The organism is Cypionkella sp. (assembly GCF_028290025.1).
Taxonomy (GTDB): Bacteria; Pseudomonadota; Alphaproteobacteria; order Rhodobacterales; family Rhodobacteraceae; genus Cypionkella.
On the sequence record NZ_JAQGKQ010000042.1, the window covers coordinates 23,594 to 38,292 of the forward strand.

Consider the following 14,699-nt stretch of genomic DNA (forward strand, 5'->3'; position numbering starts at 1 on the left):
CAGTTTATTGCTGACGAGCGCCTAAGCCTGAGTCAAACGAATATGTTTATTTTGTGGCTGCAACCGCTCGGCAAGCATTTGAACGAATATAATTCCGGGAAATCAGAAAATTGCCTTGACCTACTTAAGGCATCAGCCAGCGTCGAAGTTCAGAACCGCAGGTCGAGCCGTTAACAAGTTCGATAGAGCTCCAAATCAGAGCGCAGCCTACGGGCTGCGTTTCTATTGGCGCATTCTGAACGGAAAGGTAAGCTCCAGCACGCGCCCGACAAGAGGCGTTTCTCCCTTGTCTGGTGCAGGCCATAGCGCGCTATAACAACCGCAGCGTCGACGCGATCCAGGTGCTGCAGGAGCTGATCCAGATCGCGAAGGACTTGCAGAAAGAACCCGAGGACGGCCTGACATCGGCAGAACGGGCTTTCTACGATGCCCTCGCGCAAAACAGTAGCGCGGCTGAGATCATGAGCAACGACGAGCTTCGCATGATCGCTACCGAGCTGGTCGCGACTGTGCGCAGCAACGGCGGCACCGACTGGTGGAAGCGCGACAATGTGCGTGCCAAAATGCGGGTTGCGGTGAAACGGATACTGCAGCGCCATGGTTATCACCGGACCTCGCGTCTGAGGCTGTCAAGACCGTGCTGAAGCAGGCCGAGGCACTGGCGCTCGAGGTGGGGTGAGCGGGTATTACCCTGTGAAGCATCCTCGGACTCGGCTTTTGAAAGGGTTAGTTCTCTTTTCGATACTCCCACGGCATTTGAAAGTCTGTCTTCCAGATGCCAACATTTGCCTGTTGGGCAGCTTCTGCTCTCGCAACATAGGTTTGGGAATATCGACTGAACGCAACAGCATAGCCCTTTACGATCATGATCTCGGCCAAATTCTGGCCGCCAACCGTGCACGTTGCGATCGGTCGCTTATAGATATCCAGCTCGGTCGCGTGACACTCTATAGGCTGCCCCGCGATAACTTGCTCCAGTCCGCGCCGCGCAACTTCCCCACAGTCAAAAGAGATACCAGCCTTGTTGCGACAGAGTTGGCCCATCTCGGGTGCGTCGATGCCGGAGAGCCGGAAGCTTGTCTCCGTTACCTCTACCGTATCGCCGTCGATCACTCGTGCCGGTCCCGTCGCGTTCATTAATACATCGGTAGATGTTACGTCTCGCCGAATATCGTCTATCAGCCCTTCTTGGCTCAAGCCGACGCTAAACATCACTCTGCGAGATGCGTCGTGATCTTCCGTGCCGTCTGGACCATAGATCAGCCGAGCCGATGAATAGCCGACCGCAGCAAGATGTTGCCGAACCCAAGCAAGCGCATCAGGGTCTTTAATATCCGACAAGCAGAGCGTTAGCGCATTTCGTGCGCGCCTTTGCGAGAGGTCCAGATTGTTGAGATAGGCCTGTTCCTTGGTCGCATCGACCGCCCATTCACTCGACGCGTGGCCCTCAATCTTCAGATCTGAGATGTTCATGCCGGATTGGCGGAGCGTCTCAAGCCACGGGACGCACAGCCTTCGCAGGAATGCTGGGTCTTTGATCTTGTCGTTGTTCGAGTCGAAGAGAATAGCCTGCGGCAGGGTGATCGTGCCTTTTGCGTCTATGCTGCCGCCAGCTTCGCGGATAACCGCGCCCAGGCGGTCATCCAAGAGGGTGACCAATGCGCCCTGTTGTCGCGCAGCACTTTGTAGGCGACCTGCAATATGCTCTACAGTGCTGTCGTCAGTTTCGACCGTCGCAAGCTTTGCACGCAACGCAACTTCGTCTGTCACAGCGACTGCATCGGCCAGGCTAAGGCGGGTTTCAGGGGAGAGCTTGACGACGCCTTTCATCAGACGCTGAAAATCTTCATCGCGCATGAAGCGAGAATACTGCGCGGCATCTTCGAGCGATTTCGTATCGGTCAGATCAACGCCCGCCGTGCGCAAAACCAGCGCCGCTTCGAACGTGCCATCGGAAAGTCCGGCGACAATCGCGGCTTTCTGCTGATCATCAAGCTTACCGATCTCGTCGGCGACAATCAGACTCTTTCGTTCGGTCTCGATCTGCCACCACGCGAACAGCAAAAGCAGGCAAAACGAGAGCAAGATAAATGCCTCAGCCACGGTGAGGCCCATAATGGCACCTCTCTTGTAGCTGCGGTCAAAGCCGCCACTGCGAGATTGCGACATCTGTTTGCTCTCTCGACGAGCCGACACCTTACGTTTTGTCCGAGGAAGTGACCAAGCCATCGGACTGCTGAGTCACCGCGCGGTCAAGTTCACGAGACGCGGCTGTAGCTATGTTCGCAAACTGTCTGACGGAGCTGTGCAGTCGTTCGGCCACTTCGTTAACGACAGCCTGCGAGCGTATCGCTGCATCTAGGGCAGCTTTATCGAATCTGGCGAACCCCGCTCCGAGTCGCCGGTTCGTTTCGTCCAATGACGCTTCCAACTTCGCAGTTGCACGGTTCATGCCGAAGGCGAGATTCGCGCCAGCGGTTTCGGTTTCTTCCGCGACGGTGCGGATACGACGTGACAGGTGAGAAACATGTTCCGCAATTTCTGAACCATGAAGCTGCATCGCCAATATTGACTTTTCAACTGAGGAGCGTGCTACCGCTTGGGTCGCGCTCATCTGATCGGCAATTTTTGCCATTTCTACGAAGGAACTTCGAATTTGGGTCAGGGCGCCATCAGATACTGTCGCAATCGAGGTGCGGATCGCCTCGATCGCGCTACTGGTTTGGTCGCGCACGGAATGGAAGGTTTCTTCCTGAAGCGTTTTAGCCATCTCAGCGAGCATGGACTGGCTGCCCTTCACCAGCACCTCGGTGGAGCGGCGAAATTCCGACTCCCGTTCGGCTGAGTGCTGAAAGCTTTCGACGGTAAAAGCTTTGACCCTCTCGACCGACTGCGCAAGTTCCACCCGCAAACGTCTCGCGACATCATCCAGCTCGATACGAGTTTCACGCTCACGCGCGACCAAATCGAGACGGAACTGCATCATCAAAACGCGTATGAACACGCCGACGATGGTTGAAACCAACGCAACGCCGAAGCCAGAAATCACTTCCGGAATAAGTTCTGCCCGCTTGTCAGCACCAGCCTCAACCACGAAATACAGCGTCACGGCGAGACTGGTCAGCGTGAACAAGAAACCAAGATAGTAGCTGTTGTCACCGATCACCTCAGGCTCAAGTCGAAGTGCGGTCGTGGAATATGCCAAGACTGCATACAAAGTCAGAACGGCCGCAGAGAACGTTGCTGCGATGAAGGGGTGAACACCCAAAAGCTTCAAGGCAATCCCGCCTCCAACACCCGCCGCAAATGCTAAGCCGAGGACAACTTTATCCCAAGACTCCCGGTTTGAGACAGCGTGAAGTCGGAGCTGGCGTCTCGGGCGTGCCATCTACAGATCCCCTATCGTCTTAACTGTTGGAACGCGCGCGCCTTGAACGTCGAAGTAGTGAAGCCAAAAATCTTCGATAACCCGAGGATCTTTGATCTTGGAAACGACGCGTGGCACTTCGAAAATGATGATGTCAACTCCTTCGAGCGTTCTGTTCAACCGCGCAAACTGCGGTGATGTTGCAAAGCTCTGCCAATCGTCGCCAGCGTAGAAACTCATAGATTCGCTGTTTTGCAGCAAGTCCGACACAATGATCACTTTGCGTGGACCCGCGAAGGTCAGAAAGCCAGAGGTGTCTGCGATTAGAGTCTGAAGCGCCTCCATGATCGGAGACTTGTTTGCGCCATGCGCGGAGATCATGCTTTCGATGTTGGCGTGGAGCGGTTCCATGAAGCGTTTTTCATATCTGGTCTCAACGAGCCGCACGTTTTGCGTCAATGTGCTGACATCGTGACCCGAGCGAGGCTTGCACAACGGTGCGGTTGCGCCCCACGATTCTGGAGTCTCACTCACCACGCCCATTGTGAACTGCGTTCCGATCGGCGCATCTGCGATCTCTTTCTCAACGCGGGCGAGCAGTTGCTTGCTCTGCGCAAGAGTCAGAGGATCGGTCAGGTCAAAGAGGATCGCAGCCATAGCAACCGGCCCCGTGTCAAGCGGGCAGAGGGTATCCACGTTGACCGCGGTCTCATGTTCGGTCTGGTTGCGATAGAAAATCGCGGCAACCAAAAGGCCAATGGCCGCAACAGCGCCCAGGACATAGGGCCAGATGGATGAGGTTCCGCCGCGGTCTTTACGGCGAGTGCTGCGGCGACGGTTGGAGCGTGCCATCACACCTTCTCCGCTGAAACGCCGTCACGCTGGACGGCGCGAGTAACGTCGAAGGCGAGACGTGCCGTTTCGAACTGTTCGAAGATTTCATTTATCGCGCCATCCACAGTCGCAGTTACCCGCGAAGCCTCGGCCTCAGCGTTCTCACGACGAGACACCTCTATGCTTTCTGGCTTGAAGGCCCCGAACTTGTAGACCCTGTCAAACGACTTTGGCGACGGATCTTTGCGAGCGGCCCGGTTCGCGTCGCGGTAAACTGCAAGTAGATGCGCTGTTTTGACATCGCACTGTTCCAAATACGTTTTCAGATGAGCACCTAGTGTGCTTTGACCAAACAGCGCGTCGATGGCTTCGGTAATTCCGTTACGCACTTGTTCGCTGGCGTCTTGCAACTCCTCGATGGCTTGATCACGGCGGTCTTTCAGATCTTCTAGCGCGTTGTGCAACTCCAACTCGTAAACAGAACGAGCCTTAGTCAAAGACCGCTCCAACCGCCCGTAACCGGGATATGGATCGTCTGTATGCCAACCTTTGCGGAACGACAGAACCGAGATCAGCAGCCCGATCCCCACTAAAAGCCAAGATTCTATGCTGGCGAGATATAGTGGTCGCGCCAATAGTGCAGGCACTGCGCCCTCTGTGGCTTCTGCCCAGCTCAGACCGCTTTCTAAGCCGTCTCGAAAATGAGCAACGCCAAGGTTCATCGCAACAGCAAACGCCATCCAGACCAGCACAAAGATTAGGCCGCCAAGTTTCAGCAAAAGGTTGCAATGATGCAGATAGCGCGCCAAGTAGCCGAGCATTGCCGACCCGCCAACATTCACAACGGAGACGATCAGCGCGGCCAAAAGACCGCCAAGGAGCCCGAACTCGTTGCCCTTCGAGAAGAGATAGCTGTTGATGCCCGCTTCGATCACGACAAGAATGATCGTCAGTGAAAACACCTTAATCCAGCCTTCGAATTCTTTAGCTGGCCGTTGTAGGCGGTTGCGCTCACGATAGCGTGCTCGCCAAGTGAAGGTTTCGTTCAAGCGCTCTCTTGGATCTTCGATGCGCGATTGCCACTCCTGCACCAAGGCGCCGAAGTCATTTTTGGCGCTCCCTGCGGCGATATCCACTTCCTTCGACGCCTGTCCCGCTCGCGCAAGACGTTCGTTGTAGACACGTCGATTGGATTCGTAGTTTTCGAGCCCCTTACGCCGGAGTTCCTCGATGCGCTCGATCACGCTGGTTTCGACATGATCGAAATCTTTGGTGTCTGATGGAGGCTGGTTGTTTTGTCCGCGCGCTGTGCCTTGGTCCTCAAGCTTCAGATCCTTGGCGATCTTGTCAGAGTCGATGGATGGAAACACAGCTGAGGACGGAATGAAATCATCTGAACGGAACATCGACTTCAAACGATCAAGCATATGAACCTCACAAAAATCTATATTAACGCATTGTTAGCCGTTGCTGAGGTAAGATGCCAACTTTTCCATGACCTTTGGTTGCCCAGCCACTTTGGGCACCGCGGACATATTTCTAATATCTTTCGAAGTATCGTCTATGGTCCTCCCGTTGGTCAGTGCTGCCGTTCCCTCGTTTCCCTTATTGCTGCCGAATCCTAACAGAACACAGGAGCGAGTCGCTGGGGGTGTCTGCGTTCCCCCGGTCCAGCATTCATCGACGCTGCACATAGCGGCTCAAATCGGCCCTCCGCGAGTCTACGCAGCACCGCGTTGACCAGGCAACAGTTGCCACGTGTGCAAGAAGCGTCCTCGACTGTTCGACGCGATCTACGATCAAGCGCACAAGATCCGCGTTAGCGAGGTCGCGCATGCCTTTTAAGGCAGCGTGGCGACCGTAGGGCTGTTTCCGCCGGGTTCGACGGCTTGATATGGTGCTGACGCGGGATAGAGCTTAAGCTCGATGTCGTCGTGCACCAGGTTGCGTAAAAAGCGGTGCTCAACCCAGAGGAGCGGTTTGGTTTTATCGCTCTTTTCAAACATTAAGCCGATGCGCGCGCTCACGTTGGATCGCAGCACGTATCGCGCGGCCAGCTTGCCTTGATGACCGGCTGGATGCTCGACCGCGTGTTGGTCGAGCATCGCAAGGCAGGCTTTAACCAGCTCCAGCCTCATCACGGTGATCGCCGTCACGCCGCGACAGGTCCAAGCAGCTCTAACAAACGCTTGCGGATTAACTTCTCACGCTCCTGGACGAACTCGGGCAACCAGAGGACATCACAAAGGTCCAACCGATCTGGGATCATGTGCTGGTCGTGGAAATCCACCCGTCGCCCGGTAATCCAAGACCGGAACGGCATCGCACCTTTCTCATTATTTTCATCTCCGCGCAGCAGTTGAAGATTGCCTAGGCTGTTCACCGCACCGAGAATTTCCTGAATGCGGTGCTCGGGCAAGTTTCGGCTGCGCAGAACGTTCTTCTGCGCATCTGCCTGTGGAATAATGTGGTCGATCTGCCAGTTTGACCCGTTCCAGTCGATGCCCTGATAGAGCAGCGACAGCGCCACGAACGTGCGCGGCTTGCCATATTGCATCTCGAGGAGCTCGCTGATCGTGCGCTCGTCGACTTGGGAGAGACGGCCGCCCTTCGCCATCGCGTCGAACAATTTCTGCGTCGGAAACCCGCGTTCGGTTTTTAGATGCTCTTTTATAGCGGCACGGGCGATAGTGATGGTCTGGTCTGAATGACCCACGAAGGCGCTGACCAGGAGGCTGTTCACCAGCCAGTGGTGCATTGCTGCGGCATTAACCCGCTCGAACTCGCTGGAACCCCGAAAGTCAAACTCCGGCGTGTTGTGTAGGTAGTAGATCAACGGAAGAACCGCGTTCAGCGAGCCGAGGTTGTCACCCGTCACGCCGTGGCGGTTCAACAAACGGAAGGTGTTCTCGACTGCACGTTTGATATCAACCCAGTTGCGTTCGATCCGACCGATGGCCTCGGTAGTGAAGTTTTTGACATTGTAGACGACATCATAATCGCAGACGGCGAGGCTGGCTTTGAGGACCAGATCGCGGGTCACCGTGTTCGGCACACCGAGACCGTTGTTGATATAGTCAACGAAGCCGTTGATCTCCTCTCGCGCGGAGCCGCTTGACCATTTTGAGGTGATCATCGACATAAGCAGATCGGCCTTAGACAGTTTTTTGCCGCCGTCGTTTGCCCTGACGAATATGTCAAGCACGCGGTCGACGGACTGATCGGTCTCGGTGAAGAAGTTTACCGCTTCGTCTTTCCAAATCACACGGTGCAGCCGACGCAGTGTTGCTTCGGCCAGGTCGCGCTCCCAAGCAGAAACTCCCGCGTGCAGTTCAGTCTTGACCTTGGCGACCAATCCCTCCAGCAGCGTATCGCTGGCATAATCTAGCATCGAGCCGACCTTGAACCAGTGGCGTCGATGCGTGTTTGTAGGTTTGCGTTCGCTGAACGCCAGACCGTAGGTAATGCCGAACTCATTGTCGTTTTCGTCGTCGTCGTTGCGAGGATCTGGGTCTTTCAGCAGGTCAAGATAGAGCGTCTTTGCCGACCATGCGGAAGCGTTTGTGGCCCGCGCACCCTTGGTTTTCTCTGAGAATGTCCCGCGCAGGCCGATCAGCAAGGACGTCAGACGCTGCTGGCCGTCAAGCACCAGGACAAGCTTGCGGCCTTCGGTGGTGGTCGGTTCGTTCATCATGTCTGGCCGGTAATTTTCAATGAACTTATAGCACCGCACCTCAGCCCTGGTCTCGTCGTCGACCGCCCAAAACATAAAGCTGCTGATCGGGTATCCTTTGAGCAGCGAGTCAAACAGCGCCACAATCTGGGTCGACGACCAAACGTAGGGGCGTTGGATGGCGGGCAGCAGATAACTGCGGTTCACATCGTCGATTACGGTGCCAATGGTGCGCGAAGAATAACTCATGTTTATCTACTCAAGGAGGATGCCGAAGGCGGTTGCGCGACATTGCGCAGTGAGTGGTTAACAGAACGTTAACCATATTTGATGACAGGAAGGCTGTCCGAAGATCGGACATGGCGGCGGTGGAGTTTTTCATTGCGCGTTGTATTTGTTGAGTTTCTACGCGAGGAGAACGCGCCGCACCTGTCTGACAAGAACAACTGTTCGTGGTGCTCTGTCAAGTCCTGCGAGATGGCTTCTCGCCATGGAACGCAGCAACGAACTTCTGGTGACGGCATTTGCGGAGGCGCTCGTGGAAGAACGCAAGCGAGCCGGCTTGACCCAAGAAGACTTGGCCGAGCGCGCCGGCGTATCGGTGCGGTTTGTCTCATTTCTAGAAACCGGAAAGCGCCAACCCACGCTGAGTGCGCTCGCTGCCGTCAGCGTGGGTCTAGGCATTTCAATGGTCGAGATGATCAGCGCGACCGAGGAAGGCTACCTACGACTCTCAGGCGAAACACATAAGGCTGGTGAAGGCACAAGCTGACCTTTGCTTAAAAACTTTCTGTTGATACGCTGGGCTCAGAATATACCCCAGTCCTTGGGGAGTGGGTTCTCTGCTGCTTCAGGCTCGGCCACATTCACTATGGTGATGACCTGCTTTTCACTCGCGGGAGTTTTGACAGTTTCTACCCTGCCGATGCCAGGTATAGGTGTCGCGACATTTTCGTCGTCGCCGAGCCGGGACCGGATCACCTCGAGAGCCGCCTTGCGCGGCTTTTTGACCGAGGCTGGAGTCCATTCTCTATTCCAGCCAGATCGAACCCCCCGCCGGTTCAACAACTTGGCTAGCGCTGGCCCTGACAGATCGGAGTATGACGGGTCTTCGGCTATGATATCGGCAATTTGAAACACAATGTCATCAGAACGCTGACCACGCACCCTGGCTGACGCCTTCGCCGCGGCCAACTTATCACCGGGAGAACCGAGAACAACACCGGCATCCTTACGACCCTTCAACGCCTTCTTGGTGCCATCACTGATGTTTTTCGCGCCAGCAGCGCCACGCCTGATATGCTCCAAAACCTTCCGATAGTCGACAACGCCACCATCGCGGATCGAGATGAGCGGCACCTGAAGCGTTCCTAAGGACGTAGAGATGGAGTGAAGGCTGCGATCAAGCCGGGTGAGGTCAGTAACCAACAAACCAGCGCCTTCATTTTTTGCCTGCCTGATGGCGTCCATCAATCCGCTGCGTTTCGACGAATTTCTGTCTGATACAGCTGAACCCACATCCTCATAGATAAGACACAGATAAGACCATGATCTTGACAGAACTCTCTTATCTTCTCAGCTTGACGTTCGAGCCCATCCACTTTCGTGTCCTGACTCTCCGTTGATACCCGTATGTAACCAACGACTGTGCTAGGTAGGGGTTGGGCTGTTACTGGGGTCATGGTGTGGGCCTTTAGGTGGAGCAATAGCATACGGTTTTGTATCTGGACGTCGCGGTTTCATGTAATTGGTCCTGTATGGGTTCAATTACAAGTATGATCAGTCCATTTGCATATGCTATGATAATGGAGCATTTGCAGGTTTTGACTGATGGGAGTGCCGGATTAGAGGCCAGTAGCTTCAATGCCCGATTCAGCTTCAATGAAAATCCCGGCTCGGAAACAGCACCTTCGCCTGTTCCCTCGGATGATGCGCTGACCTGACACTGCCGCCGACGGGGCGCTTGGTCTCATCGGCGCGTCCATCATTGGCCTCGATCATCACCGGTCGCCCGAGAGTTGACAGCAGCGGCGAGATATCCTCAATCCGCTCGGCGATGAGATGCACCACTGGGCCGTCGCGCTCGATCCGGCCAGTGACGCGTAGCAGACGACCTGCGATCACGGCTTTGCGGAAGATTTCATAGACCTGCTTCCAGACCACCACATTCGCGGTGCCGGTCTCGTCCTCCAGCGTCAGGAAGATCACGCCTGACGCGGTGCCAGGGCGCTGGCGGGTGATGACGAGGCCGGTGATGGTGACACGGCCTTTGCTCACTTGCAGGCGATCATGCGGCAGGCTTTCGGGCAGCTTTGGGCGCAGCAGTTCCACGGGGTGTGCGCGCAGTGAGAGGCGCAGCGAGAGATAATCTTCGATGACTTCATGGCCCAAAGTCATCTGTGGTAAGGTCACGACAGGCTCCACGCCACCCTCGCCATCCGCACCGAACAGCGGCAAAGGTGCGGGCCCCGCCAGCGCCTTGGCATCCCAAAGCGCGCTGCGACGGTTTACGCCCAAAGACGCAAACGCATCCGCTTCGGCCAAACGCTCCAACACCGCAGGTCGCACGCCTGCCCTGCGCCACAGGCTTTCGACATCAGAATAGCCATTGCCGCGCGAGGTTGAGATCCAGACGGCATCCTCCTCGCGCATACCTTTGATCTGACGAAACCCCAGCCGCAGCGCCAGCGCCCCATCTTGGCGCGGCTCGATGGTGCAGTCCCAGAACGAATGGTTGACCGAGACCGGGCGCACCTCGACATCATGATCGCGGGCATCGCGCACCAGTTGGGCAGGTGCATAAAACCCCATCGGCTGGCTGTTCAGCAGGGCGCAGGTGAAGATCGCTTGGTGATGGCACTTCAGCCAGGACGAGATGTAGACCAGCCGCGCAAAGCTCGCCGCATGGCTTTCTGGGAAACCGTAGCTGCCAAAGCCCTCTATCTGCGCAAAACAGCGGGTGGCAAAGTCGCCGTCGTAGCCGCGTGACAGCATGCCGGAGATGAAGCGATCACGGAAACCGCCGATGGTGCCCATGCGCTTGAAGGTCGCGAGCGAGCGGCGCAGTCGGTCGGCTTCGGCTGGGGTGAACCCTGCCGCGACCACAGCAATCTGCATCGCCTGCTCTTGGAACAAGGGCACGCCATAGGTGCGCCCAAGCACCTCCATCAGTGCAGGCCCAAGGTCTTCAACCTTCTCCTTGCCTTGGCGGCGGTTGATATAGGGATGCACCATGCCGCCTTGGATCGGGCCGGGTCGGACGATGGCGACCTCGCAAACCAGATCGTAGAATTTGCGCGGCCGCATCCGGGGCAAAAAGTTCAACTGCGCGCGGCTTTCGACCTGAAACGTGCCAATCGCATCGGCCCGACACAGCATATCGTAGACCACAGGATCTTCCGGCGGGACGTTGGCGAGGGTCTGATTTTTGCCGCGAAAATCCTTCAGCAAACCGAAAGCTTTGCGGATGCAGGTCAGCATGCCGAGGGCGAGGATATCAACCTTCAGCAACCCCAGCGCGTCGATGTCGTCTTTGTCCCACTCGATCACCGTGCGGTCATCCATCGCGGCGTTCTCGATCGGACACAGCTCATCAAGGCGCCCCTGAGTGATGACGAAGCCGCCAACATGCTGGCTGAGATGGCGCGGAAAGCCGATGATCTCGGCGATCAGCTGCCCTGCCAGCCTGACGCGCGGATCTGCGGGATCAATGCCCGCCTCGCGCATACGGTCTTCCCCCGGTGCCGCCGAGGACCAACCCCAGATTTGACCCGACAGCCGCGCGATGACGTCTTGGCTTAAGCCCATCGCCTTGCCAACCTCCCGGATCGCGGCCCGGCTGCGCAGATGGATAACGGTCGCGGTCAGCCCGGCGCGGTGGCGGCCGTAGCGTTCATAGATCCACTGGATGACTTCCTCGCGGCGCTCGTGCTCGAAATCGACGTCAATGTCTGGCGGCTCGCCACGCTCTTTGCTGATAAAGCGCTCGAAAATCAGCGTGATGGATTCGGGTGGCACCTCGGTCACTCCAAGCAGATAGCAGACCACGGAGTTGGCGGCAGAACCGCGACCTTGGCAAAGGATGCCTTTTGAGCGGGCGAACTGCACGATGTCATGCACGGTGAGGAAATACGGTGCATATGCGATCTCGCGGATCAGGTTCAGCTCTTTCTCGACGCGGTGAATGATCTTGGGCGGCGCGCCATTGGGGTAGCGCCAATGCAAGCCTTCGCGCGACAGCCGCTCCAGCCGGGTCTGGGCGGGTTCGCCATCCCGTTCTTCATCAGGATATTGGTAGCGCAGATCGCCCAAGCTGAAAGCGCAGGTCGCCGCAATCTCGACGGTGCGCTTGATGGCGGCTGGGTAGCGGTGAAACAGTCGCGCCATCTCCGATCCCGATTTGAGCCGGTGCTCGCCATTCGCCAATCGGCGGGTTCCGAGGGTGTCGATGGTGCAGCCTTCCCGCATGCAGGTCAGCACATCGGCCAGCGGCCTGCGCGCCGAGCGGTGCATCAACACCTCACCAAGTGCCACCAGTGGCAGATTTGTTGTCTGCGATGTGCCCGCCAAACGGTCAAAGCGTTGCTGATCGCAGCCATCGTAGGAAGGTGCCGCGCCGAGATAGCTCTGCCCTGGAAACGCACGCGCGATACGGATCAGATCGGCTTTGGTGGATTTGGCATGACTGGCTTGCATCGGATCGGGCGGCACAGCAATCAGCACCATGCCGGTGCCCCAATCCAGCAGATCGGCTTGCGTCAGATGACATTGACCCTTCTCGGCGCGCTGTTTGCCGAGCGAGAGCAGCCGGGTCAGCCGTGACCAGGCGGTGATGTCTTTTGGCAGGGCGATCCATTCCACGGCGCTGTCGGCAAAGCACAACCGCGCGCCTGCGATCAGCTTCGGCAAGGCGATGTCAGGCAGCGCAGGTGCCGCCGTCTCGCCGGTGAAATGCGGCACGGTTTGCCGGCTGGAATGATCCATCACCCGCTGTGATCGGATCTCGGGACCGTCCTGCACCGATTGTGTTGCTGCGTGGGCCTCATCTCGCAACCGGGTCAGCTCTTTCAACGCAGAAAACGCCCGCACCACGCCTGCGACGGAATTGCGGTCGGTGATGGCAATCGCCGCAAGCCCCAACTCAGCCGCGCGGGTAACCAGTTCTTCTGGATGCGACGCACCTTTGAGGAAGGTGAAGTTCGAGGTGACGCAGAGTTCAGCATAACTGGTCATGGGAATTCCCCATGCACATGCCAGCCCGGTGCCTGCGGCGTGTGAAACAGCCAGAGCCGCGGACCTTCTTGCGTCTCGACCCGCCAGTAATCGCGCAACCCGCTGCGCCAGGCGGGATCGTCAAACCACCATTCCGGCGTGATGCGTTCCGGGCCTTGCGCGCGCAGCGTGGTGAACCACATCCGCCGCCAGCGAAACCGGGCAGGAGGCGTGCCGGGGCGTTGGCCGACCACGTCCGATACGAACTCCGGCGGAAAGATTGTGATCGGGCGGGGTGCGACCTTGCGCGGGCCTGCGGGCTCAGCTGTGCTGTAGATCGCGGGCACCAGAGAGAAGCTTTTCTCCGGGATCTGGCTGTCGGCGGGGATCATCCGCAGCACGCGGTCAAAGCCCAACCGGTTGCCAACGCTGGAGAGCAAATCGGCCAGCGCGTCCTCGGTTTTGACAGCGTGCCCACCGCCAACCTGCTCGGGCGGCATCGGCTCCACGAGGGTGGCGGAGAGCCGCAAGCAATCAATGCCAAAGCCTGCATCGACCTCATCAACGCCTTTGGCAAACAGTGCTGCGATACGCGAAGCGTCTCGCATCGGGCGGGCGAGGCCGATCTCAACCTTGACCGTGCCGCGGTCCACCCGGCGCAATTCGAGCAGCACCCGGCGCGCGCCCATGTGATGCAGCGCGAGTTTGCTGCACAGCCGGTCCAACAACCGCGCCAGCCCCGCCATGACATCGCTCTGTAAACCGATCGGCTCTGGCAGCGTCATTCGCACGCCAAAATGCGGCGGCTCGGGTTCGGCCGACACCGATTCCGCCTGAATGCCCAAAGCCTGATCGAGCCGCAGCACCAAGCCCTGTCCAAACCGACGTGCCAGCGGCGCGCGCGGCAGATCAATCAGATCGGCGATGCGCGGCAATCCGACACGCGCCAAACCGTCGGCGGTGGCGTGGTCAATTCGCAGCGCGGAGACCGGCAGATGGCCGATACCTGCGGCGAGTTTACCATCCGGCACGACGCCGCCCCCATGACGCACCAGCGCATATGCAGCGCCACGGCTGCCAGCAATCGCTGACACAGCCGACAGATCAGCCCGTGCGAGCCTTGCATCGAGATCAGCGCGCAGATCCGGCTCACCGCCAAACAGATGCGCCACGCCAGAGATATCGGCGACCAGACCGTCAACACCGTCAATGGCGATCATCGGCGAATACCGCGCGGCCCAGCGGCGTAAAACCTCCAGCGCGAGTTTCTGCGCTGGCAGATCAGCCGGTCGGGTTGCAAGCTCCGGGCAGATCGCGCGTGCATCCGCCAGCGGCATGCCTTGGCGCAGACCTTTGGCTTCCGCCGCGCGGTTCAGGCAATGCAGATGTTCGGCGTTGCCAGCCCGCAGCACCAAAGCAAACGCGCCCTCAACCGGGCGACGCCGCCGGCTCGTGTCGCTCGCGAGCCTCGGAAACCACAGTGAAAGCAGACGACGTGCCATTCCAGTCCAATACCCAAGCGCCGAGTGTTCCCTTTTTGTTCTTTGTAAGAGACCAATGATGCAGAGTCGAGTCCGCAGCAGAGCTGGGTGACGCTTCGCAGAGCCAACGGGA

The 14,699-nt window shown here is 57.8% G+C and carries 12 protein-coding genes; 2 read left to right on the forward strand and 10 right to left on the reverse strand.

Annotated features, from left to right (window positions below; translation table 11 throughout):
• Window positions 1-293: 293 nt before the first annotated feature.
• Window positions 294-644: a type I restriction enzyme endonuclease domain-containing protein gene (locus JWS10_RS05335; protein WP_299505358.1), complete on the forward strand. Its 351-nt coding sequence runs from the start codon at window positions 294-296 to the stop codon at window positions 642-644.
• Window positions 645-726: 82 nt separating this feature from the next.
• On the opposite strand, the gene JWS10_RS05340 is transcribed toward JWS10_RS05335, so the two are convergent.
• The 6 genes from JWS10_RS05340 to JWS10_RS05365 all read right to left on the reverse strand — a co-directional run bounded on the left by JWS10_RS05340 (window position 727) and on the right by JWS10_RS05365 (window position 8,123).
• On the reverse strand, window positions 727-2,115 hold the full coding sequence (locus tag JWS10_RS05340) for a thermonuclease family protein (protein WP_299505360.1): 1,389 nt from the start codon (window positions 2,113-2,115) through the stop codon (window positions 727-729).
• 82 nt (window positions 2,116-2,197) lie between these two features.
• Entirely contained in the window at window positions 2,198-3,388 is a 1,191-nt protein-coding gene (locus tag JWS10_RS05345) for a hypothetical protein (protein ID WP_299505361.1), read from the reverse strand.
• Complete coding sequence (locus JWS10_RS05350) at window positions 3,389-4,219, reverse strand: hypothetical protein (RefSeq protein WP_299505363.1); 831 nt, start codon at window positions 4,217-4,219, stop codon at window positions 3,389-3,391.
• Window positions 4,219-5,628, reverse strand: a complete 1,410-nt coding sequence (locus tag JWS10_RS05355; RefSeq protein WP_299505364.1) for a hypothetical protein — start codon at window positions 5,626-5,628, stop codon at window positions 4,219-4,221. Before JWS10_RS05355 ends, JWS10_RS05350 begins: the two co-directional genes overlap by 1 nt.
• 414 nt (window positions 5,629-6,042) lie before the next feature.
• Window positions 6,043-6,357 carry a hypothetical protein gene (locus tag JWS10_RS05360; protein ID WP_299505365.1) on the reverse strand — a complete coding sequence of 105 codons (315 nt, stop codon included), beginning with the start codon at window positions 6,355-6,357 and terminating at the stop codon, window positions 6,043-6,045.
• Window positions 6,354-8,123 carry a DUF262 domain-containing protein gene (locus JWS10_RS05365; protein ID WP_299505366.1) on the reverse strand — a complete coding sequence of 590 codons (1,770 nt, stop codon included), beginning with the start codon at window positions 8,121-8,123 and terminating at the stop codon, window positions 6,354-6,356. The genes JWS10_RS05360 and JWS10_RS05365 overlap by 4 nt, the downstream gene beginning before the upstream one ends.
• Window positions 8,124-8,364: 241 nt before the next feature.
• Between JWS10_RS05365 and JWS10_RS05370 the strand changes: the two genes are divergently transcribed.
• Window positions 8,365-8,646 carry a helix-turn-helix transcriptional regulator gene (locus tag JWS10_RS05370; RefSeq protein ID WP_299505367.1) on the forward strand — a complete coding sequence of 94 codons (282 nt, stop codon included), beginning with the start codon at window positions 8,365-8,367 and terminating at the stop codon, window positions 8,644-8,646.
• 35 nt (window positions 8,647-8,681) lie between these two features.
• Here the strand turns inward: JWS10_RS05370 and JWS10_RS05375 are convergent, their stop codons facing one another.
• From JWS10_RS05375 to JWS10_RS05385, 4 genes are all read right to left on the reverse strand, one after another.
• On the reverse strand, window positions 8,682-9,434 hold the full coding sequence (locus tag JWS10_RS05375; RefSeq protein ID WP_366943518.1) for a recombinase family protein: 753 nt from the start codon (window positions 9,432-9,434) through the stop codon (window positions 8,682-8,684).
• On the reverse strand, window positions 9,344-9,586 hold the full coding sequence (locus tag JWS10_RS21230) for a recombinase family protein (RefSeq protein ID WP_366943516.1): 243 nt from the start codon (window positions 9,584-9,586) through the stop codon (window positions 9,344-9,346). Before JWS10_RS21230 ends, JWS10_RS05375 begins: the two co-directional genes overlap by 91 nt.
• Window positions 9,587-9,752: 166 nt before the next feature.
• On the reverse strand, window positions 9,753-13,106 hold the full coding sequence (locus JWS10_RS05380) for an error-prone DNA polymerase (RefSeq protein ID WP_299505368.1): 3,354 nt from the start codon (window positions 13,104-13,106) through the stop codon (window positions 9,753-9,755).
• Complete coding sequence (locus JWS10_RS05385) at window positions 13,103-14,587, reverse strand: DNA polymerase Y family protein (protein WP_299505369.1); 1,485 nt, start codon at window positions 14,585-14,587, stop codon at window positions 13,103-13,105. The genes JWS10_RS05380 and JWS10_RS05385 overlap by 4 nt, the downstream gene beginning before the upstream one ends.
• Between the last annotated feature and the right edge of the window lie 112 nt (window positions 14,588-14,699).